This window comes from Acetobacter pomorum (assembly GCF_002738225.1).
Lineage (GTDB): Bacteria > Pseudomonadota > Alphaproteobacteria > Acetobacterales > Acetobacteraceae > Acetobacter > Acetobacter pomorum.
This window is the reverse complement of sequence record NZ_PEBQ01000074.1, coordinates 1-22,526: the sequence shown is the minus strand read 5'-3', so window position 1 is coordinate 22,526 and position 22,526 is coordinate 1. Positions and strand designations below refer to the sequence as shown.

Here is a 22,526-nt window from a genome sequence, read left to right as displayed (position 1 = left end):
GTGTTGAAGCGAAAACTACACCCGGTCTAACCGGAGAAATCCTCGTCCTTTAGGGCGAGGAAGATGTTAATCTATCCTTAGAATTCCATGGCGGCCGCGCCACCGGATCCGCCAACCAATTGACTTACGATATTATCAAGTCGGAGGATGCCGATCATTTTATCCTCCACCATAACCAGACCGCTCAGTTCGGATGTGCTGGCATCAACAGATACTGGCTGAATTTCGCCGCTAGAAATATCTGTAATCCCGACAACCCGATCCACAAGCAATCCGAAGGTTCTACCTTCATACTCAACGATCACAACAATACGGCGTGGATTATTCAATTCTGGCTGCACACCGAGGTTGGTTGCCAGATTGATGACTGGTAGAATATTTCCGCGCAGATTTATTGCACCTTCCACATAGTGTGGACTGTGAGGAAGCTTTGTCGGCCTCTCAAACTCCCTGATTTCTTTGATCATCAAAATCGGGATGCAATATTCCTGTTGGTTCTCATCGGGTTGCCCTATCGAGAAAAGGATCATCTGCTCTTTTGTGCTCACAGCCTTATCTGCCAGATCACCATTGTTGGATGCATAACGCATAGACTTCCAATCCTTTCTACTCTTGTTTTGTGCAGAAGACTGCTTAAGCAGCAATATTTTGGCGGTCTGAAGCAGCTCTGGTATCAATCCGTCTTGTCGCAGGAGCCATCAGAGCGGATACGTCCAGAATGAGTGAAACACTGCCATCTCCCAGTATCGTTGCCGCTGACACGCCTGGGATATGCCGGTAATTATTTTCGATACTTTTGATAACGACCTGTGTCTGGTCTCGGATCTCATCGACCACAAGCGCGGCACGAGCCCCCGACTCATTCTCGACAACGAGAATGACTGAGTTTCCGATAGTCTCTTCCTGCCTATCCAATGGCAAAGGAAGGGATAATTCAGCTCCGAGAAAAATGAGGGGCATAAAAGTATCGCGAATTGAGGCGACACTTCCGCCATCCGGCAAAATATAAACGTCTTCTTTCTTCTTTATTTCCATGGCCTCTACAACAGAAGAGACCGGCACAATCATTGTGGAGCCACGGCATTCAATGACCATACCATCAAGCACTGCGAGGGTTAGAGGCAAACTAAGACTGAATGTTGTGCCCTTGCCCTGAATGCTCTTAATCGTAATACGTCCACCTAGGCTTTGAATTGCATGCTTAACAACATCCATACCCACGCCGCGGCCAGATAGATCAGAAACGGTAGATGCAGTTGAAAAGCCGGGGGCAAAAATCAGGTCATTTATTTCGTCATCTGACAGATTGGCGTCTGGTGATACGATCCCCTTTTTAATGGCGATGGCAAGCACCCTTTCACGATTGATACCCCCACCGTCATCTTGGATCGTAATAACAATTCGGCCAGATCTGTGACCTGCGGACAAAAGAATGTTTCCCTGAGGTGTTTTGCCGGCCGCTATCCGATCCTCAGGTTTCTCTATGCCATGATCAACAGCATTTCGCAGCATATGAGTTAGGGGCTCAGTAAGGTTTTCTACTAATGTACGATCTACCTCCGTATCTTCACCCTCAAGCGTCAGAATGATTTCTTTATTAGCGAGAGAGCTCGCCTCTCTCACAACCCGGTTCATCCTCTGAAAGACACCTCTCACCGGCTGAGCGCGGACTGCCATAACAGCATCCTGCACGTCTCTTGTAAGTGTCTTCATACTCGCGAGACTTTTCAACGTCTCTTGATCTTGAATGTTACCACCCTTTTCCAAAACGGCTTCCAAGGCAGCTTGGGCAATAACCATCTCGCCTATCAGATCCATCAGTGTATCGATACGATGGAGATCCACTCGAATTGATACCTGTTTTTCCTGCTTTTTGGGCTGAGCAGGTGAAGGCTTGGTTGACCCCTTCTGAGGTAATTCTTTTGAAGAAGGGGAAGTGGCATCGACATTTCCAGACGCATCCTTTTCAACCGGAAAGGCTTCTGGAGTATCATTCTGTCCCTCTTGGGTTGAGAATGGGGTCGATGAATCAGTCCCTCCCCCATCTGGGCCTTCACCATCCGTTGACGAGATTGAGAAGTCACAGGCGTCTCCAACCCAGTCGAAAACGCTTCGAATGGCCTCTTCTTTAATATGACCAGGAAGACGTACACGCCATTCAAGATATGACTTATGGGCATCAAGGTTAGGCAGCGCCGGAAAATCTTCTGAAATTTCCGGGTTAACCTTGCAGCTAATGCGCACACTATCTTCATCTTCAACAAGTCCGCGGAGCGACAACAGCAAGCCCCTGGCATCGTCTCCGCGGTCATACAGAGCGTCGTGAGGATAGAAGCGGACAACCTTGAAAATAGGTTGAGGCGGAGCTCCGGCCGGCTCATCGAAATCGGAGAAGTCAAAAGCTACAGGGGTAAAATCTTCCGGCACAACTGATTCACCGGGTGTGGATGGCTTGGTGCCACCACCCTGCTCTATAATCCCCTCTAGCTTTGATTGGCTTGTAGCAATCCTTTGGTCCTCAACTTCATGACCGGATCCGCGGGCCTCGGCAACCAGATCACTCAGGATATCCATCGCACCAAGAAAGGTTTTGATGATCTCAGGAGTTGGTTCAACCTTATCTGACCTCAAGCAGTCCAGAGCGCTCTCAAACACGTGGGCAAATCTAACCACACGCTCCAACCCGAAAGATCCAGCGCCACCTTTTATGGAATGGACAGCCCGAAAAATAGCGTTGACTGTTTCCTTGCTAGAGGCACCGGAGGAAAGTTCGCTCAGACCAGATTCAAGAACCGGCAACTGTTCATCACATTCCTGAAAAAAGATCTGAAGAATTTCTTCCATATCGCCCGTATCGTCGCTCATGCCTAGATCGCCCTTTTAGAATTTCAGTCGGTGACGCGCCGGATCGCCGCGATAAGGCTTTCCGCGTTGAATGGCTTAACTATCCACCCTGTCGCGCCGGCTTTTTTTGCCCTCAACTTCTTTTCCGGGTCACTTTCCGTGGTGAGGCAGAGCATTGGAATGTGCCGATATTCTGGGATTTTCCGTACAGCTTCAATAAACTCAAACCCATCCATTCTAGGCATATTGATATCTGTGATGATAGCGTTCGGAGGTGGTGATGATGCACGTAGGGTCTCTAATCCCTCAACACCATCGCCTCCCTGAATAACTTCATATCCTGCAGATTCCAACGCCTTACGCAGCATGACCTGTATCGTTTTGGAATCATCTACAGTCAGAACGCGGATCGTGTTGTGAGAGGCTTGCGCCTCAACACTTGGTTTCCCATTGACCACAGGTTAAACCTCCTCAACGGCTGTCTTCAGCATACCATCAGATCCGACCTCTACGCCAAACAGGGCAAAAGCCTGGACAGCTTTGTCAGATGAATTGATCACTGGAAGACGACTTGCCATCAGAACCTGAAGGCAAAGGCCGCCAACGTAATCAACATCTGAAGCATCAAGAGAAATTTTCTGACCAGACTTGAAGGCCTCATCAATGTCAGCCTTCAGGTTGTCAGTCGCAGACGTATCAAGACGCCGCGGTAATTTAATATTGGTAACCATTGAAGCTTCAGACATCAGAAATGCTTCCACGTTTCATCGTCAGGCGCTGTTGTTTCGACCGTTTTCCCGTCTTGTACAACGAGCTCACTAGAATTAATTGACTTTGAACGATCTTTCTCTTTCCGTTCTGAGAATGTCTGACCGGCTTTTTTCTCTTTGCGCTGGGCGTTACGTGAACCCGTTTGAAATGAAGACGTAACCTCACGCAATCTGCCGGCCTGTTCAGTCAGAGTGACACTGGCGGCAGTTGACTGCTCTACCATTGCCGCGTTCTGCTGGGTCATGCGATCCATTTCGCCGACTGCTTTGGCAACTTCGCCCAGATTATTGGACTGATCCACTGCTGACTTCGCGACTTTCTCAATCCTCTTGGTCAGCGCATCAGTGCCAACAGCGACATCGGCAAGCAGAGAACTGGTTTGCTCCACAAGGGCCACACCGGTCTTAACCTGACCAGAAGATGCCTCAAGCTTCTTCTTGATCGCTTCAGATGCTTTGGATGACTGCTCGGCCAGGTTCTGCACTTCGCGGGCAACGACAGAGAAGCCTCTGCCTGCTTCACCTGCTCTCGCAGCCTCTACACTCGCATTGAGCGCCAGAATATTGGTTTTGTAAGCAATATCACTGACTGTAGAAGTGATCTGACCGATATCATCGGAAGAGGCCTTAATATCGTTCATAGCCTGAGTAGTCCTGCGCATCCCATCCGATGCTTCACGAACTTTTTGTGACGCCTTGATCGTCTCTTCCAGAGCCCCAGAGCACGCCTCGGCAGTCTCATTAACGCCGGCACTGACTTCATTAACCGAAGCGGACACCTGCCCCAGACTTGATGCCTGCCTCTCGGTGCGCTGTGCCAAGTCATCAGAAGCAGTTGATATTTCTGATGCCCCATCAGCGATAGATTCAGAACTTGCCGATATCTGGGCCAAAGCATCTGCCAAATATTTAGCTGTACTGTTAAATGAATCTCTTAGACCAGAAAATTCACCATCAAAAATGGGATCATTCAGTCTTACAGTAAGGTCCCCGTTGGACAGCTTCTCCTGTGCCTCCCCCACTGCCTTAACAACCTTGCGCGTGGTTTCATCACGTATGCGGATCCTTTCGGCGTCAGCTTCAGCCTTCTGTGCCACTACGCGCGTCTTGTCTTCATTGATCTTGCCTTGGCGTACCCGCTCAGAAAATGAAGAGAGTATCCGTGCCAGCCGACCAGCGCAGTCGGCATTATCCACATAAGGGATTTCTTTTGGGATATCACCACGACCTAGGGATTCGCCAAGACTGGCCAGTGTCTCCAGCGGGATAATGATGATCTTCGTCATTACTGCCCAAATGGCCAGAAATACAATCTGCTCTACAGCCAGCGTGGCCATTTCACCCACAAATATCTGAGGAGCGGACTTATGCAGGAAGAACTCCGATACCCCCACAATCATCTGCAAGAGTAGGACTGCCTCCATGATTAGCATGACGACCTTTATTTTCGCGCGGGCAGGCGCCTTTGTATAAAGCCAGTTCAGCATGACGAAGGGCGATCCTCTTCAATATTCCATGGCGTACTTTGTTTGCCAGAAAACCTCTCGCACAGGCACATGACCGGCGCGCTGAAGGCATCTATTCAAACAAAGGGTAATGAAAAAAAAATCGCGATTAAGGACAAATACTCAACCGATGATATTTCTATTCAAATAGCCTGCTCACAAAATTCATAAAACATGATGAAAAAGGCCTTAAATGCGAAACTAACCTTAACCCTGATCTTGGCCCGATCAGTCATAGATGGCATACTTCTTTTTTGTCTAAGACCTCCGAAGAAAGGTCTTACTATTCTAGGCTTAATTTAACCTTCAAACCTTCACTCTCGAACCTAGACCCAGAAGGTTGACAGCTTAGCGGAGATCGCAAGATATGACTGACTTTAAAATCGGAACACCAGTCTCCTGGAAAAGCAGTTGCACACAAAAGAGTGGCGTTATCATCGCGATCGTGCCGGCAGGAAAGACACCATCCGAAATTTCTCCTGAATATCGCCGCTTGGGCAACGCCATTCCTCGCGATCACACCAGTTATATTGTCAGCGGAGGGGCCAAAAATCGGAGAAAGACCCTTTACTGGCCAAGAACATCACTCCTTAAGCCCCAAAAATCTCTCACAGAGAGTGAACGCAAATGGTGCGAAGCAAACCCAGAATTGATCCGCAGGCTCATGAATAACAACATCAATTTCGTGACAACGCCTCGCGCTTGAAATCTGGGACCTCCGGCACATTCGACCGCAAAGATAAGGAATTCTGCCTTGAAAAATTATACATCGCAAAAAATAGCAATGGCATTGGAGGTGCGTTCGCCTCTACCTGAACATGGCTATATATGGAAAATGTCTGACGGTAATGGCCTTGTGTCAGTCAATTTCGATAAATGCGCGGATTTTTTTGATTTCTTTCGTCAGAATCACAATAAAAATGGTATTCCAACCATAGAGAGTGGCGACATCCTCATCTGTGAGGTGGATATTTATCAATCTATATCGGTCGATGATAAAAAGAGACTGACATTGAATAAGTCATTACATGTCACTGGGGTATCGGCCATAAGTAATAAAATGGTTTGGCTATTGCCTGCATAATGTGTGTGTTTTTTTGAATATTAGATCGGTCTCTTGCATAGGTTCAGGTTATTAGAATCATGAATTATACGCCTACGCCAGGAGACCATCACAATGACTGTCAGCGCAGATAATCGCGTTTCCACCCGATCTCTATTCCATGAAAAGACTGGGGTGGACCTGGCCGCCGTTGCAAAAGTTTTCCCTCGTGCTGACCGCCTGGCTCACAAGGTAGAAAAGGTCGCGGCTGATCTTCCTGCAGATGCCTTGGATATGATCATTGATGAATTTCTGTCTATGACAGGAATGATCGCTGGGAATCATCAGCATAATCGCTACAGACTAGCTTTGCTAGAATTTGCGCATGCCCATCCCAATGAAGGCGAATGGACAATAAGCCCTGAAGGTGGCCGGCTCCTATCCAATAAGGGCAACTGCCCAGTCGTAATGGATGTAGGGCCTCACAAAGATGGATTTGCCTTCTTTGTCTCCAGAATGGATGACCCCAAGCACTTTCTTGTCTCTATCGACATGAATACAGCTATTGCTGGCATTCCGTCCTTGATGAAACCTATCGCCATAAAGCCACATATCGAGCCCAAATGCTCATATGAAACTGACAACAATTTTGGTGTTGATAGCGTTCAAGAAGTTGAGGAACTGGAAAATGGATATGACGCCTCACCAAGCCCCTAACGCCATTCCCTCATTGCTTATGTGAGGGGATGAAGTTCCATTGTCACTTGTGAGAGGGATGGAGGGTATTTCGTTAATGCATTAGGTCTTGTGCATTAGTCGCGGACTAATGATCTACACGTTGCACATTTTGGATTTTGCTTTACCTCTGCCAACTCTCAGGAATGCAGGAGCAAATGTGCTCATCCAATGGTGACCGGGGAAACATGCCCTATTAGATATCAATGCTCACCCCGATAGAGGTGATCGCGGAATGGTTGTTTCCTGCTGTCGTGAGGTGTTCGGCGTTGCAACCACAGCCTGTGCATCCTGATGCATAGATGCTGAGGAAAACCCCGTCCATTCAGAGCGGGGAGAATGTCATAACTATTGTCGGGATGATTTGAATGCATCCGCCTGCCAAGGGGGGGAATCCGGCTTTTGGCTGAACGTCTGCATGTCATTGCCCGCCTCTCTCCCAGCCTTACCTTCCGAGGCAATTAAACCACCAATGGTCGCCATTTCTGACTGGTATTCTTTGCCTGGCTCTGGTGATGAGATTGTCCTGATGCCTGCCATATACTGCGACAGAATGTTTGCACGATCAGGAGACATATTGCCTATAATGGCGGAGGCCTTTCGAGGGTTCATATGCAATGCGACAGGCACCATCACGTGCATATCAAGAATATTAAACACAACGGCAGCATCTTTTGGAGGCATTTGCTCATATACACGTGCAAGGCGATCAACCTCTGTTTCAAATGCCTTCTTCTGCTCTGTCCGCTTGGCATCAAGGTCAGCTTCTGAGTTTTTCAGATTTTGAATTTGCTGATCCAGAGCCCGCCTCTCTGTTTCAAGGTTTTTCTGTTGTGCCTCATAAACCTTGTTTTGGCTCTCAATTTGAGGCTGATGGCTTTTAATGTCCCCCATAATATCCTGTGCTGCAGTTTTCACGCGAGGATCCGTTTCCATTATATCCTCAGCGTCAGCCGGTGAAGAGCCCGGCCCGCCATCAGCATGATCTGAAGGTTTTGATGCGGCATCATATGCCTGCCACCCCTCAAGCATATTCAGCTTCTGCCGTTGTGTAAGATTGGCCGAAGCCTCTGTTGTTTGGGGCGCAGTAGTAGCGTTTGACTTCACATCTTCTGCTTGGTTGGAAGACTTCACCTCCCCGCTCTCTTTTTTTTCTGGGGCAGATGCCGGAGAAATTGTGGCCTGATCTTCTCCAGCATCACCAAATTTAGAGGCAAGAGAATGAAGGTTAAGAGCGAGCAAAACCGTCATTAGTGCTGATGAGATATTCACAATTTTACTCAGAGACAGGCCGCTAAGGAGCAAGGGAGTTTGTCTTTCATCACGATCAGGCCACTATTCATCCGCTGGATGAGTAATGCCCCACCCTTCGGATAGGAAACCGACGAAATTAACCTTCAAAATAGTCAGAAGATGATTATTCACCAGATCTCATTTCAGGCGTAAGCACAAGCTCATCATCATCCTCTTTTTGCGGAGGAGCGCCCCGTTGAGGTGAAGCTGATCCTTGCGCCACTGCTGAGACCTGTTGCGGCTGTCTAGCCGCCAGATCTGCGGCTGTAGGCATGTTAAAAACAATACGCCCGGTCAGATGTGCGTTCTGGCCTATGCCAACCTGATATGAGGAAAGATTAAATTCGCAGTTTTCGACATGCGCACCATCAACGATAAATACTCTCGCGGCCTGGATCGTAGCATTTTCCAACCGGCCATTGATAACGATGGTTTCAGCCTGGAACTGACCCGAAGCAAACCCCTTCACGTTAATTCTCTTCGCAGTCAACGCAGAGTCACGGATTTCGCCAAGGATATCTACAATACCCTCGCTGATGCAGCGCATTTTGGTTATCTGCGAACCCGCCGCGAAAACAGTAGTTGCACAATTCTGTCCCGATTCAGAATTCGCTGCTGTTCCTGACATACTTTCCCCCCGTCACGTCCTTAAAGGAATACACAAGGCTAATTTTCTTTGTGCATACAAAGAAACAGGCATCCACACCCAATAGCAACAATAAAAAAGACAAGGCTATTTTTTAGAAAGCTTGCCCCAGAGAGACCTATGGATTGCACCATAAACATTGAGCACTAGGCGAGCACCATCTTTCAGGCAATGCCCGGAATGGCTCTTTGCATGATCTTTCTGCGTCTTGGGTGGCGAAGTTTATCCAGAGCAGCAACCTCAATTTGACGAATACGCTCCCGTGTAACCCCTAGCTTGTCACCAATTTCCTCAAGGGTTGCCTCTGCTTCCCCCTCCAGACCGTAGCGCATGCGTATTACCAGCCGCTCTCTTTCGCTCAATGAATCCACGGCTTCCGTAACTGCAGAAACCCCCTCCTTCGTCATTATGTTATCAAGAGCACACTCGGCTTTATCATCGACCAAATATCGTTCAGAAGTTGGCTTGTCCGGGAGGACCTCATCAATACTTTCTGTGCGATCTGCCGCTGAAAGAGCATCACGAACTCTATGCTCTGAATAACCAGACAATTCTGCAAGTTCTTCTTCAGTCGGATCTCGGTCAAAGCGCTCCTTAAATTCATTTGCTGTTTTCATGATTACCCGCTTCATTTCCTGCACATGGGCAGGGATACGGATAGTTTTGCTCTGCTCGGCAGTAGCTCGCGAAATTGCTTGCCTGATCCACCAGATTGCATAGGTTGAGAAGGCAAATCCCAATTTATAGTCGAATTTCTCGACAGCCCTCATCAGGCCTATATTCCCTTCCTGAATAAGATCTTTCAGGCTCATTTCAGGGGAAGACTTACCTCTTGCGACCTTTATAACCAGCCTAAGATTGCTATTGATCATAAGACGCCGCATTTGCGCATATTTTGACATCGCAAGTGAAATCTCCCTGTGCGCTTTTAACAAAATCCGCGGTGTCATTGAAACTGAAACTGCTGCCCGCTTCATACTAGCCTGGCAGGCTTTAATCGTTTTTATATCAGAAATGCTGAATTTTTTATCTTTTACGCCAATAGTTTGAAGAAGTTCTGAATTTGACCAATCATCTCGACATTCCCGTCCTCGCCAATGTGGACGTAAAATCTCACCCGTAATGCCATGTTTGCGCATTAATGAGAGGAATTTTCGCTCTTCTTCTCTAAATTGCTGTTCCGCCTGAGCTATGGTGCCAGCAAATCGCTCAAATAAAGACCAAGAAATCTGGAGATCAGTAACGACCTCGTCCACGTCATCACGTGTAAACTTGGCACGCTGTTTCTTGTTATTCGATAACCAGTCCAAGAAAAGCTTAAGAGAACAGATACCTGCATAGCATTGTAAAGAATCACCCGCGTTACGTTCGGGCATGGATGGGAGTTCTTTAGCGGCAAGGTTTAAAATTTTATTGGGCTCAAAATTTGGCGCATTAACATCAACGAGAGATCTTATGTGGGACTCACCTAATCCTAACTCTTGTATGAAACCTTCAATGGCGGAGGGGAAAGATGTCAGCTTGCAGATAATCGCGATAACATCCCCACGATATTCAGACATCCTTTTTGAGGCCTCAGCCTCTTCTTCCCTACTAAGACGCTTATTCCTTCGTACATCAGAGAAATACGTCTCAAGTGAATCTTGGACTTGTGAGGAAGAAGCGTCTGGCTCCCCTCTGGCACGATCGCTATCTTTGGAAATATGGCCGGCATCGAAAGATGATGACGATGAAAAGCCCGTCATATAAAGACTCCCCGAAGGTCAGATCGAGAGAAGTGGTCCCAATGGCAAGGATAAATTGATCTATTTAGGACGTAATTAGCCTTGCCTTGCTGTTGCCACAAACAGCAAAGGAGGAAGCATTTAACAACTTATGAAGTGGCTGACTATAGGAGAAGCGTGCCAAAAAAGACACACTGATTACTCAAAGAAAACTGAATCAATTTCTTCCTAATATATTCGTCATCTAATGAAAGATGGATTTGACATTTTTTTTTGATCATATCAAAATAGCCTTGTTAAAATATTCTCAGACAAACTTTTTCTAATCTTTTAGCAAGGAATAGTGATGGCCGGCAGCGTTAACAAGGTCATTCTGGTCGGCAATCTGGGCAAGGACCCGGACGTGCGCTCCAGCCAGAGCGGTTCAAAGATTGTCTCCTTCTCTCTGGCCACCAGCGACACGTGGAATGACCGAGCATCTGGTGAACGGCGTGAGCGCACAGAATGGCATCGCGTAGTTATTTTCAACGAACGTCTGGCAGATGTGGCCGAACGCTTCCTGCGCAAAGGCCGTAAAGTTTATCTAGAAGGCTCTCTGCAGACCAGAAAATGGACTGATCAGGGTGGGCAGGAACGCTTTACAACGGAAGTTATCGTTGACCGCTTCCGGGGTGAACTGGTGCTGCTGGATAACAAAGGCAATTCGGAGGGCGGTGGGAATTACCCTCCTCCCAATAATGGCGAAAACTCACGAAGTTCAACTTACGGAGGTCAGTCCGCCAATTCTGGCTCAGCCGGCGGCGGGTGGGATGCCTCTGGCTCTGGCGGTTCTGGTGATCTTGATGATGAGATCCCATTTTAGCCGAACCTTTTATCTACTTCACACAGCGCGCTTTGTTATGGCGCGCTTTTCTTTGCATTCCATCTGATTGGAGCGCCGGGTTTTGACTTTACAACCGGATCAGTCGAAAGTACTCGGTGACAGCAATCTCCCGCACACTCAGTATCCCGCTTCTCCTCATAAAGCTGTAAAGGTGAAGAGAAAAAGGGAGGCATCCCAAAAAAAGTCACGCAAACCCAAGGCGACTCAACGTACTAAAAAAGTCTCCAGACACAAAAGAGATCCTGACGACTATTACACAGAAACCCCATTTGAAGTTCACTGCCTCATGGCGAAGGAAGGTCATAATCTTCTTGGGAAATATGTTATAGATCCGTGCTGTGGTGGGGGGAATATCCCTATTACCCTCCGCAAATACGGCGTCAATGCTCACGGCGGCGATCTTCATCCAAGATGGGATGGAGCACTGTGCGTTAAAGATTTCCGAGATACGATTAAACACTGGAAACCTGAAATAATCGTCAGCAATCCGCCATTTTCACAATGGGAGGAAATTGTTGATGCGGCCTGGGAAGTGGACACAGAAATCGTCTACCTACTCTTGCCCTCTCGATTTTTGGAAGGCCAAAACCGTCTTTCCTGGTATCTCTCCACAAAGAAACTTGCGCGGTTCTGGCAATTCTCCAAAAGAGTTTCTTTGCCGCCAGGTAAAAGTGACATGAAACCGACCGGCGGCAAAATACCATATTCTTGGTATGTATTCGAAAGGAAGCATGATCAAGAAACCTGGACTGGAGGTTGGCTACCAATCTCGCGACCCATTCCAGAGCCCTGCAAAGAGCAACTTGTCGAGGAAGAAGCTCCTTCTGAAGCACAGATTGCGCTTGATTTGTCTCATCCTGAAACAAGGTAATTGGATTAGCACCTCATGTCTCTGAAAACCCAAAAAATAGCGTTCACCACTGGGGCAGCCTTAGTCGGTCTATTGACGATCTCCTTGGCCATTCCAGGCTTTCGGCTATCTGCACCACAGGCGATTGCAAGTGAGATCCCAGCCCTTTCAGCAAAAATTCCCTCCACACCCGCGGCCAATTCTCAGGGCAGCAAACCAACAACTGCGCCGATCCAGACAAAAGCATCCAACAACGCAGGTGCCGACCCATCTTCTCTACAACGAGAAGTTTTCAGAGTGCCAATGCTTGAAGGGATTTCCCTGACACAAAATCAAAAGGACGAAGTAGTAAAGATTTTGCGGGAAGCCCGATCAAAAATTGTAGGCACTCGCGATCAAGTGGCCAAACTAAGACAAGAGATCAACTCAAATCTTGAGTCCACGGCCAAAATTGATATTGCCCATCTTCAGGATATCGTCCATCAGGAAGAGGCAATCCATAATAAGATAGATAGCGTTCAGGTCGACGCCACAGCGAAAATCCACAATCTCCTTACGCCTGATCAAATCCATCAGGGCATCAAAACTCGTACAGAAATCGCAAAACTGGCTAGCCAGATCCGTGCCTTGCAGGCTGGCCAACCAAACGGCGGGCAGGCCCAGCCAACTGCCTCCCACTAAATTTTTTCTCTTTCACCTGTTTCCCGACCGCCCCTCCCTCTCCTGCAACCAACAATATGAGAGGGAGGGGATAAATACCCCTCTGAATTAAGGTGTATCCACTCATGTTGAATGGCATATCCCACAAAGAATGGAGCGGGATTCCTTCCCATCTGGCCGAGTGTCAGGGGAATCAATCCAATGAATTCTTTTGGATCACATTCCCCGAAGAAATGGGCAATGAGCATGGGTCTTTAGAGATATACCCAGCACGTTACGACCAGATCAAACAGGTCTGGCACATCAATGGTAACGCCGTCACGCCTGAGGCTTTATCTGAATTGGCCAATTACGCAGGTAGGGTTAGAACCCTTGCAGAAAGCCAAGACTGCGAAGAAGTAATATGCCGCCTCATTCTTGCTGCAGATCTTGCCATTAGAATCTGCACAGGCTCTGAACCCTCAACAAACAAGAAAATATCTTCTATTAAAGACATCCTTCAAAAGGCGCTTAAGTCTGCAGCCGCAATACAATGCGGTAACGTCAATTCCAATAACAACGGCGAAAAGAACAACATTGCAGAGGTATCGTCCACCTTAGGATTGCTTGCCAAGAACTCACACTTCAAGAAAATCGCCACATACTTTCAATCTCCCCCTTTAGGTAGATGTGATGAAAACATCGAACCTTATGGCCATTGGGCTGCATTTAATGGATGGCATGTTTTGAGCATGCAGAAGGGAATAAATACTGAGAAAATAGCGGCGTTTTGGCGAGCTGCATCAAAGCAATATATGGATTCATCCGACCCAGAAAAAGCGTCCCCAATATCAGTAGATAATCAGAAAATTACTTACGAGGGGCCGATCCTATCTCCTGAAGAAATGAATTTACATGATAAGGCCATTTACAAGAAGGGGGTTGAGGACAGTCTGGGGGAAATAAGGTCATTGTGCACGGAAAACCGTTGGAGACCATTTTCTGCAATGACAATTGTAAAGGCAATTGATGAAATATTAGCTGAAAGCGATCTATCTCAAAAATAGAGTTGCGAGCTTAGTATCGATAAGATCATTTTATGGCAGTATAGATTTTTCCTAGCACACTTTGTCCCATATATACACACATACTTTTTCGTATTTGATATCTAATTAGATGGGTTGAATAGCCTTTTAAATACATGCCAAAATAACCACATCAAGTTTTTGATGAAGGATAAATCGAATGAAAATTCAGGCCCTATTCCGCTCACTATTGGCATTTGGCACTCTGGCGTCTTTTGTCGCTGCTACCAGTCCCTCCAGTCATGCCGAAAATGGTGTATATTCCCACAAAGAGACCCGCTTTGGACAACTGACTACATCTGATTACGGCGGTTCGCTGCCACCGAACCATTTGTATCTGGATGGCAAAGAAAGTAAGCCTTCTGCAAAGGGCAATAACCATTTGGAAATTTCAGCCATCTATCAAGGCCATGATAACAAGGATTACGCTGTTCTCAAATCCATTGGTGGCGAAGGATGCCCCTCTCGTTATGCCATCGCGTCAGTCGATGCATCTGGCGCTCATCCCACAGCGTTTTTCGGAACCTGTGCTGATGCAAAAAGCACCACCTTCGACAAAGAAACGGAAACATTTACCATTCAAATGCCGTTAGTGCGTGACCGTCAGGAACTCAATAAGATAGTAAAATTTAAAATACATGATGGTGAAATCACCCGCGATGGCGCCCCCCAACCGTCTTCATGCCCTGCGACAGGTTGTCGAGGCTGATAAATCTTATCAGCCCCACTTCCTCGCATGATGTTTATGTGGTTGGCAGGCACAAGTAGCCTACCAACCACATTTTTTGTGTAGAGTTTTACGATGACAAGTCAAAAGCCATTTCTAGCAGCCCCAAAAACCCCAAATCTTTCTGCAAGTCCTGATTTAAACCCGAAGAAGTCCCCTAGAAAAAGGGGTATGAGCTCTCACCACTCATCTGCTCCTGGAACAACAACCTGGTTAACGCCAAGGGATATCCTTGAGCCTCTAGGTAAATTTGACCTCGACCCCTGCTCTGCACCCGATCCTAACCTGTGGCCTACGGCAGAAACACACTACACAGCCCCAAAGCAGGATGGCCTTCTTTTACCTTGGTTCGGACGGATCTGGCTTAATCCGCCATATACAAATTCCGGCCTCATGAAATGGATGAGCAAAATGGCTCACCATAATCATGGGTTGGCTCTGCTATTCGCTCGCGTTGAAACTGAAGTTTATTTCAAAACTATCTGGAGTGCGGCATCAGCTATCCTTTTTCTCAAGGGCCGGCCTCACTTTCATCACGGTGATGGCACAGTATCAAAGGAGAATTGTGGCGCTCCACTTGCATTGATCTCTTATGGAGAAAGCGATGCGGAATTGCTGCTTGATGGCGTACTGCCTGGAGCAGCTATTCCCCTTAACCGTTTCACAATGCTCTATGCCATTTCTGGATCATCCAATGATACGGAAAATGATCAATCATTTATTCCTACGTGGAGAGAAGTAATTATCGATGCCGTGCAAAGCATGAAGAAGAAGAGCTTCTCTATGGCAGACCTATATGGCTTTGTGGCTGATCACCCTAAAGCCAAATCAAACCCAAACTGGAAAGCTAAAATCAGGCAAACTGTAGCAAGAGTAGGCTTTAAGAAAGAGCAATTCGATCTTTATCAGGCTGCCTTTTAATTTAATCCCATATTGAGCTAGATATTAGGCAGAAACTTAAACCATTTCGATCAGTTTTTGTCTAATAGCGCATATAAATCTAATGAAAATAAAAGTGATTACCCTTCCATAAAATACAGTTCATCTCGCAGAATTCCCACAGACAATGAAGTTAGTGACATCACAAGTGGGGTGATGGCATCAGTCGCAACTTTCGATACTACCGCATCATTGACTTTTAGATATTTTCTCCCTTCAGGAAGTGAAAATTGGGTCTCCAATCAATTTTTTGCTTTGTTCTGAAGACTAATTTCAATACTCATCATTCGTCCTTTATGAATTCTCAAACCGACAAGTCTTTTAACCTTGATTTTAAGTTCTCTAATCGGAATTCTTTCAATAGGGAATCAAGGCTATTTTTCGTTATCATAGGCCTTGATAAGACTGGATGATTGCGAAGGCGGAAATCTCGAATGGGGCTTAATGGTAAACTATTGGCTTTTAGCCTTTTTGTGAGCACAGCCATCTATGCGCCACTTAATTCTTCCCAGGCATTTGCGCGTTCCAGCGGTTCGCATGGGTTTGGTCATTCAGTTCCTCTGTATGATGCGATAAAATTGATTGTCCCTTCTGGATACAACATTGCCATCACAGGGGGAGTTGATCCTTCTGATAAGGTGTCATGGACAGGATCCGCAGATTGGCGACAGACGCTTAATTCAATCCATTCAGAAAGTGGAGCTGACTACGGCTTCAACGTAAGTGGATATGAAGTTTCAGTTAGAAACCTAAACGCCGCGGCAGATAGTGCCAGCGGCCCGGCCACCTCCGCCTCATCATCCTACTCACCTTCTAAATCGCAGCCCATAGTTTTTGGAGGAAGTGCCGCCATTCGGGCGCCGGGCGTAACATTCCTTACTGCCCCGCCTTCTCCACCACCGATATCATCTCCTACCCCAATTATTCAGCCGTCAAATAAGCCGTACGCAGTAGCTGCTACTCAGGCACCACAAAAGCCAATCGACTTGAGAGCTTCATCCTCCAGTTTGGCTCATCAGGTAGATAGCCCTTCCCTGTCTCCAATCAATCCTTCAGGCGGGGAAGATTATTCACCTGATGGATCGAGCACTGGGAGTTCAAAATCAACTGAAATGGCGGACAACAATAGTTCGCCTTCCCAGATATGGCATGCAACAGGCGGGAAATATCTCTCTGACATCATTGAAGAATGGGGCGAGAAGGCCGGCTGGCAAGTCGTTTACGACACTCGGATGCTCTATGAGGTCAGTGCTGACAGCGACTTTGAAGGCACGTTTCCCCATGCAGCCTGGACTATGATCCATCAGATCCAGCAGCAGATCAAAATGGCCGGGGCGGAAAAACCTTTCCCAGATATCTACTTCTGGAAAAACCGAACAGCAGTCATTGTCACGCACAGAGGACTACAGGATTAAAATATGCGCTCATTAAAGCAGAATTTGCGGCAGCATTTCTCCACGTTCCTGTCTGTAGTGCTCCTTTCTTCATCAGCCCTAACTCTAACGGGTTGTTCTGGACTGTACACGGTAGAGCAAGGGAACCGGGCTTCTTCCGCCACGATCAAAGATTCAACTGAAATTATGCACAACGCCCTGAGAGGTGGTGATGATGACTCTGAGGCGTCCCACTATATGCAAGGGGCATATGTTGGCACAAAGGTCGTAAGATCTGAGCATGGGGTGCCTCTGCCTCGCCGTTGGCTGAAGCCAGGGGCATTTAAATACAACCATCCTAAAGCCATCCCCCTCTACCAGATCGCCGCACTTGTTACTGAGCAAACGCATATCCCCGTAACATTCGCACCTGAAATCCTAGATATGGCTCAAGGTGTTACTCCTAAAAGTGGAGGGTCAGGGAGCAGCGGAAAAGGCGGCGGGATGATGCCTACCGTCTCAATGGCTCCGACCCCTGTAAACAATCAGGGAATGAACTCCCTTCTCTCTGATATGGGAATGGGAGGGACGATAACAGAGGAACATCAATCTCCCGTCACGATGAGCATTAGCAATTACTCCGGCTCTCTTGACGATTTCCTTTCATCTGTCGCGTCTCACTTTTCAGTATCCTGGGAATTTGATGAAGGTCAGATCAGATTTTTCAGGATGATCACCAGAACATTTACTGTTCACGCGCTTCCCTCCGCCAATGAATTGAACAGCGCCATGAATTCTGGCGGTTCATCTTCAAGTGGGTCGAGTTCTGGTGGCCAGAATGCTGCCACCACTGACACCCTCTCCTCTAAAATATCGATTGCCGTATGGGATGAAATCACCAAGACGCTGGGCTCTATAGTTTCAGATTACGGCCGTGTCTCTCCGACAATGAGTACAGGCACGATTACGGTTTCTGCGCCACCTTCCGTTATGGCGGAGGTAGAGCGGTTTCTTGAAGGCCAGAATGCACGCTTGAGTAAGGAAATCGGCATATCAGTGGAATTGATGGCCCTTACCTTTACAGATTCAGATGATACCAGTGTTAACCTCAAAGGCATCCTCGACAAGGCATCTAAATATGGATTGTCTTACTCATCTCCCACCGCCGCAGCAGTAGAAGGTATCAGCTCCTTTACTGTGTCGATGACAAACCCGAACTCGAAATTCAATGCTAGTGAAGCCATTGCATCAGCAGTAAGAACGCAAGCCCGAGTACGGACAAGATCCATGGGCACCGTCTTGACCCTTAATGGAATGCCAGCCCCCCTGCAGGTTGCTCATACACAGAGCTACGTCAAGGATATGCAGGTTTCTGACTCCACAACCTCAAGCAGTGACCTTAGCGGCACACAGAGAACTCAGGTTAACGTGGATGATCTGACAACTGGCTTTTCTATGATGGTACTGCCGCGGATAACTGGGGATGGGGACCATGTTCTCCTGCAGTTCGCTACAAACCTTTCTGATCGTACCGGAGCCGATAATTATGGCTTCGATGATTATACAACCCCTGACAAGTCAGTATCCCTGATGCTGAAGGACGTAGACTATAAGGATAGCGTCAATCAGGTAAGGATACCGTCTGGTAGCACCGAAGTAATGGCCGGGTTCATGCAGGATGCGAACAATACATCAGCCAGCGGTGTCGGAAGTGCTAACTTCCTTGGATTAGGTGGCTCGCAGGTCGGCAAGCATGTGCAGACCCTTTATCTTGTGCTCGTTACACCGGTTATCTTCTCTGATGCCCCCAAAACGATAACCTCCGATGGGGACGGCAAAGACGAACCAGCCCTTTCCTACTAATCTGGAGGATTAAATGGCTGACGCCGATGCTTCATTGAATTCGGGAGACAACACCGAGCACCGTGGCAGTTTCCTCGATGTCGGAGGGAAACAGTTCGCTATTGGCCTAACCTGGTATTTCATTCCCCATGAACGAGCCAAGGAAAGCGCCAAACGTCAGGCCCACGCTACGGGATGCGACTTATACTGTCTGAACAAATACGTTGACGGATCCTCAATTCAGTGCGGCCTTGGCTCTACAGCGGATCACCAGAAGCCGAAGATGCCACCACTGGCGACCGCCTTCCTACAGGTCGCTGATGGAAGCAATATCCTCGCCTGTCTCAATACAGACCAAGGGGCAGATGACGAGTTCTACCTGGTCGCAATACGAGAAGGTGCGATCCTGTCATCTCATGATGGCTTGATCAACGGCCTTGACGCAGCTCGTTCCGCATTGGCTGAACTTCTTTCTGACGAGGTTGAGTGGGATCAGATCATTGTCAGTCAAGAATTCGAGGACATCTCCTCTGAAATCTCGATGGCAGAAGACGCCGAACTGACGACGACCACTCTCCTAGACCTGTTCTCCGATGTAAAAAAATTCAGCATCACTCTTAAATCTGCGAACAGCAGCAACTTCGTAAATTATCTCACAGCAACCGTACTGCTCGGCGTGGTTATCGGCGGCATCTATTGGATGTACGAACGTCACGAGGAGAGTAAGCGAAAAGCAGCAATTTTAGCTGAAATGAAGGCCAAGCAAAAACATAAGAAGGTCGGAGTTATTGTCCCCCTGCCAGTATTCCCCTGGGAGGGAGTTGTGCATGGAATTTACCCGATAGATGCCTGCATTGAGGCGATCAAAGAGACCCCGATTGTTCTGGCAGGATGGAACACCAAGGTTATCTCTTGTCGACCGGTCAATGACACTGATCCTTCCGACAACCTATGGGAGATCCAATCCATTCTGGATCGAACATATGGCTCTATTTCTTGGCTCCCCTATGAATTTAATGTCGGCAATGCGCATCCAAGCATAAAAGAGGCTGGCAAAAACTTCGTTGTGTCGAGACCTGTTCATTTTCACTTTCCCAAGCAAAATGTCATGGGCCACGACATAAAAACTGATTCAACAGTCGTTATTCGGCGTCACCTTATTGAAAACTTCGAAGAACGTGGTGTCCCAATCACTTCAGATACAATCGTGGGAACGACTTACCGTAAGCCGGGAACACACGGGAGAACGGATCGCTTTAGCATAGAAAAGCATGTCTCTTTTTCCTTTGAAACATCCTTTGATCCTGTAGACTTGTACCAATATATCGCACCAATTCCGGCCCTTAGGGCGGATGAGGTCTCATTTGACCCAAATACTTTAACATGGAAAATTTCGGCAACGGCTTACGAAAGACTACCTATACCAGTTATCTCAGGGGTAATTTTCGCTCAGGAGAGTTTAGAAGAACATAGGGCAAAACTAAAAATCAAGAAGAGTGAAGCTGGAGGTGGTGCTCCTACTGAAAGTAAAAATCAGGCTCCGGTACCCAATGCCAGTGGAATGAAGTCAGCCAGCAAGTCAGGAGTGAACAGTGGTGCCCAATAAAATCTTGTCGAGTGGTCTGATTATTCTCCTCGCGGGAGGGGCTATTGTTAGCGCTTCATCATTTGCGTCGGCTGCTTCGATTGACGATAAACAGACTGGAGCACAGCATCCATCAAACGACGAAAATTTCGCCACTGCAGAGCCTAACGCTGGAGTGCCCTTCGCCAGTCTTATGTCTGTTGATAGTGGCCGAGGCAAACCGCGCCCCGCTCCGCCCCCTTCTCTCCCTCTGGCCAGTCAGCCCATATCTCAGGATAATGGCAGGGTAGAAGCAACTCTAAATCGTATGAATGGCCAGATTTCAGACCGCCTGAAAGGTCTTTCTATAGGCGATGGGGACCTTAAGCCGACCAAGCTAAGTCCATCAGACAAAACCCTGATTGATCAACTGACTGAAGAAGAAAAACAGATCAAACTTTTGGACGCCAGAAAACGGCGCCTTAAAGTCGCTATCGAAACGTGGGCCGAAGCTTTTGACCCTCACAAAGAACAAGCAGCCGCTGGCGAAACAATTGATGCCAAAAAAGGTATGGGAGAAAGTCAATCTCAGGGTTCAGATCATGGAAATTCCGACAATGATCATGATCTGGACACTTTGAAGAGCGAAATAGCATCCCTCAAGCAATCCTTGGAAACTGCCAGTAAAGGCTCTGTAGGCCTAAAAAGCCAGCAGCAAGATCCTTACCCTGTAGTTACAAGCACTAACGCCACATATGACGGAGGGATGGAAGCTAATATTCTTGTCCCCTATTCCGGTGAGATGAAAGTCTCGACCGGTGACATGGTGCAGGATGGTGTGACTATCAACGGCATTTCTGGAAAAACAGTGACCATCAAGGATTCACACTCCGGTCGTATTATTCCTTTGGCCTGGGGAGATTCCGTACCGAGAGAACGACCTTCCTCGGAAACTGCTGAAAACAATGATAAAGCCTCATCCCAATCGACAGGTGGAAACCGGACAAGCAAGAAAACCCATACTCAAAACAATCATGCTTATCAGCCAAGTCTCTCCCCTCCATTGGCACCACCGTTCAATGGATAAATCCTTTGATCGGCAAGGTTCATCCACAAATAATGGATGATTATTCATGCCTAAGAAAAAAAATAAGAACTCAAAATCAAAGAAGAGTTCAAAAAAGAAAAATGGGAATGTAATCCAAGGCTGGATACAGCGGATTAACGCCGCCATCGCATGGCTCACAACAGATACCAAGCCGCAAAACAACACATCGACTAAAAAAAAAGAAGCTCGCACACGCCGAAGAACACCTCACATTGCACAGGGCAGCGACCAGAATACAGAAACCAAGACCCTACTGCGTAAAATTGAATCCCAGACAGACGTCGACTCTCTGATTGATAATATCAAAGAGGAAGATCGCACCATTATCACTGGCCTCGGCACCCCGGTTTCCGGGTTTGAAAACCGACACCGGGAAATGGCAGCTTTCGTGCTGGATGCAGGGGATGGGAACGACAAAAAAGGGCAATTTATCTATCCAGACAAAAAACGTTTTGATCCAATCGTCGTTGAAGCTAAAACCCTCATCGAACAGAGCGGCTATATCATTACTGGTGACGTCACAGTTCCGATCAAGACGATCGCCATAATTAACAGTCTTGGCACATCACAGTTGATGGGTGAAGCTGGAGGCCAGAGCCTTACAGGCGAAGAACTCAATAGCATCCAAAAGAAACTGTTCCAGATATATGATGAGGCAGCAAAAGCCGGCGCATCCGATATTCATATAGACGCAACGAAAGCGGGCACGAGTATCAGTTTCCGCATTTACGGCGAAATTCGTCCCTTCCAACACGAGACATATGAAACAGGTTTAAGGCTGAACCACATCGCCGCGATTGTAGCTACGGAAGGCGATAGCCATTACGACACCTCACAGTTTCAGGATAAAAATATGCGGCCTGGTGAGTTTACGCTCCCCAGAGGTATTGAATTGCCCCGGGTTTTGTGGAGACAGAAAGACCCGTGAGGTAAGAAGAATTCATGAGCAATAAATCG

At 47.4% G+C, this 22,526-nt stretch carries 22 protein-coding genes; 14 read left to right on the top strand and 8 right to left on the bottom strand.

The annotated features are described in order from the left end of the window. Nucleotides 1–77 precede the first annotated feature (77 nt). From CSR02_RS04815 to CSR02_RS04795, 5 genes are read right to left on the bottom strand one after another with little or no spacing between them, the layout of a single operon-like run. Nucleotides 78–590, bottom strand: coding sequence for a chemotaxis protein CheW (locus CSR02_RS04815; RefSeq protein ID WP_099540766.1), 513 nt, complete (start codon nt 588–590; stop codon nt 78–80). Nucleotides 591–633: 43 nt separating this feature from the next. Then, on the bottom strand, nt 634–2,865 hold the full coding sequence (locus CSR02_RS04810; protein ID WP_099540765.1) for a chemotaxis protein CheA: 2,232 nt from the start codon (nt 2,863–2,865) through the stop codon (nt 634–636). Nucleotides 2,866–2,888: 23 nt separating this feature from the next. Continuing rightward, complete coding sequence (locus CSR02_RS04805; protein ID WP_272867653.1) at nt 2,889–3,302, bottom strand: response regulator; 414 nt, start codon at nt 3,300–3,302, stop codon at nt 2,889–2,891. 3 nt (nt 3,303–3,305) lie between these two features. Beyond that, the gene (locus tag CSR02_RS04800) at nt 3,306–3,590 is read right to left on the bottom strand and encodes an STAS domain-containing protein (RefSeq protein WP_099540764.1); all 285 of its coding nucleotides are present in this window, start codon (nt 3,588–3,590) and stop codon (nt 3,306–3,308) included. Next, on the bottom strand, nt 3,590–5,101 hold the full coding sequence (locus CSR02_RS04795; RefSeq protein WP_099540763.1) for a methyl-accepting chemotaxis protein: 1,512 nt from the start codon (nt 5,099–5,101) through the stop codon (nt 3,590–3,592). The genes CSR02_RS04800 and CSR02_RS04795 overlap by 1 nt, the downstream gene beginning before the upstream one ends. Nucleotides 5,102–5,486: 385 nt before the next feature. Here CSR02_RS04795 and CSR02_RS16265 point away from each other — a divergent pair, with 385 nt between their 5' ends. From CSR02_RS16265 to CSR02_RS04785, 3 genes are all read left to right on the top strand, one after another. Next, a complete protein-coding gene (locus CSR02_RS16265; RefSeq protein WP_124296497.1) occupies nt 5,487–5,825 on the top strand; it encodes a hypothetical protein in 339 nt (112 codons plus the stop codon). Between the two features lie 48 nt (nt 5,826–5,873). After that, entirely contained in the window at nt 5,874–6,203 is a 330-nt protein-coding gene (locus CSR02_RS04790; protein WP_124296498.1) for a hypothetical protein, read from the top strand. A 93-nt stretch (nt 6,204–6,296) separates the two neighbouring features. Then, on the top strand, nt 6,297–6,878 hold the full coding sequence (locus CSR02_RS04785) for a hypothetical protein (protein WP_099540761.1): 582 nt from the start codon (nt 6,297–6,299) through the stop codon (nt 6,876–6,878). Nucleotides 6,879–7,244: 366 nt separating this feature from the next. Here the strand turns inward: CSR02_RS04785 and CSR02_RS04780 are convergent, their stop codons facing one another. The 3 genes from CSR02_RS04780 to CSR02_RS04770 form a co-directional block, all read right to left on the bottom strand. Continuing rightward, a complete protein-coding gene (locus CSR02_RS04780; protein WP_143225541.1) occupies nt 7,245–8,168 on the bottom strand; it encodes a MotE family protein in 924 nt (307 codons plus the stop codon). Nucleotides 8,169–8,313: 145 nt separating this feature from the next. Next, the gene (locus CSR02_RS04775) at nt 8,314–8,817 is read right to left on the bottom strand and encodes a hypothetical protein (RefSeq protein ID WP_124296500.1); all 504 of its coding nucleotides are present in this window, start codon (nt 8,815–8,817) and stop codon (nt 8,314–8,316) included. A gap of 182 nt (nt 8,818–8,999) precedes the next feature. Next, nucleotides 9,000–10,580 (bottom strand): sigma-70 family RNA polymerase sigma factor, encoded by a 1,581-nt coding sequence (locus tag CSR02_RS04770; protein WP_099540758.1) that lies wholly within the window; start codon nt 10,578–10,580, stop codon nt 9,000–9,002. Between the two features lie 325 nt (nt 10,581–10,905). Here CSR02_RS04770 and ssb point away from each other — a divergent pair, with 325 nt between their 5' ends. The 11 genes from ssb to CSR02_RS16520 all read left to right on the top strand — a co-directional run bounded on the left by ssb (nt 10,906) and on the right by CSR02_RS16520 (nt 22,497). Continuing rightward, nucleotides 10,906–11,421 (top strand): single-stranded DNA-binding protein, encoded by a 516-nt coding sequence (ssb, locus tag CSR02_RS04765; protein WP_099540757.1) that lies wholly within the window; start codon nt 10,906–10,908, stop codon nt 11,419–11,421. An 82-nt stretch (nt 11,422–11,503) separates the two neighbouring features. After that, the gene (locus CSR02_RS04760; RefSeq protein ID WP_143225540.1) at nt 11,504–12,313 is read left to right on the top strand and encodes a TRM11 family methyltransferase; all 810 of its coding nucleotides are present in this window, start codon (nt 11,504–11,506) and stop codon (nt 12,311–12,313) included. A 15-nt stretch (nt 12,314–12,328) separates the two neighbouring features. Further along, nucleotides 12,329–12,973, top strand: a complete 645-nt coding sequence (locus tag CSR02_RS04755) for a Spy/CpxP family protein refolding chaperone (protein WP_099540755.1) — start codon at nt 12,329–12,331, stop codon at nt 12,971–12,973. Nucleotides 12,974–13,077: 104 nt separating this feature from the next. Then, nucleotides 13,078–13,998 carry a hypothetical protein gene (locus CSR02_RS04750; RefSeq protein WP_099540754.1) on the top strand — a complete coding sequence of 307 codons (921 nt, stop codon included), beginning with the start codon at nt 13,078–13,080 and terminating at the stop codon, nt 13,996–13,998. 178 nt (nt 13,999–14,176) lie between these two features. Further along, nucleotides 14,177–14,725 (top strand): hypothetical protein, encoded by a 549-nt coding sequence (locus CSR02_RS04745; RefSeq protein ID WP_099540753.1) that lies wholly within the window; start codon nt 14,177–14,179, stop codon nt 14,723–14,725. A gap of 93 nt (nt 14,726–14,818) precedes the next feature. Next, a complete protein-coding gene (locus tag CSR02_RS04740) occupies nt 14,819–15,664 on the top strand; it encodes a DNA N-6-adenine-methyltransferase (RefSeq protein WP_208616807.1) in 846 nt (281 codons plus the stop codon). Nucleotides 15,665–16,116: 452 nt separating this feature from the next. Continuing rightward, nucleotides 16,117–17,097 (top strand): TcpQ domain-containing protein, encoded by a 981-nt coding sequence (locus CSR02_RS04735; protein ID WP_099540751.1) that lies wholly within the window; start codon nt 16,117–16,119, stop codon nt 17,095–17,097. Between the two features lie 3 nt (nt 17,098–17,100). Next, nucleotides 17,101–18,918, top strand: coding sequence for a secretin N-terminal domain-containing protein (locus CSR02_RS04730; protein ID WP_099540750.1), 1,818 nt, complete (start codon nt 17,101–17,103; stop codon nt 18,916–18,918). 13 nt (nt 18,919–18,931) lie between these two features. Further along, entirely contained in the window at nt 18,932–20,503 is a 1,572-nt protein-coding gene (gene pilO2, locus CSR02_RS04725) for a type 4b pilus protein PilO2 (RefSeq protein WP_099540749.1), read from the top strand. Then, on the top strand, nt 20,493–21,548 hold the full coding sequence (locus CSR02_RS04720; protein ID WP_143225539.1) for a hypothetical protein: 1,056 nt from the start codon (nt 20,493–20,495) through the stop codon (nt 21,546–21,548). The genes pilO2 and CSR02_RS04720 overlap by 11 nt, the downstream gene beginning before the upstream one ends. Nucleotides 21,549–21,594: 46 nt before the next feature. Next, the gene (locus tag CSR02_RS16520) at nt 21,595–22,497 is read left to right on the top strand and encodes a hypothetical protein (protein ID WP_167384095.1); all 903 of its coding nucleotides are present in this window, start codon (nt 21,595–21,597) and stop codon (nt 22,495–22,497) included. Nucleotides 22,498–22,526: the final 29 nt, after the last annotated feature.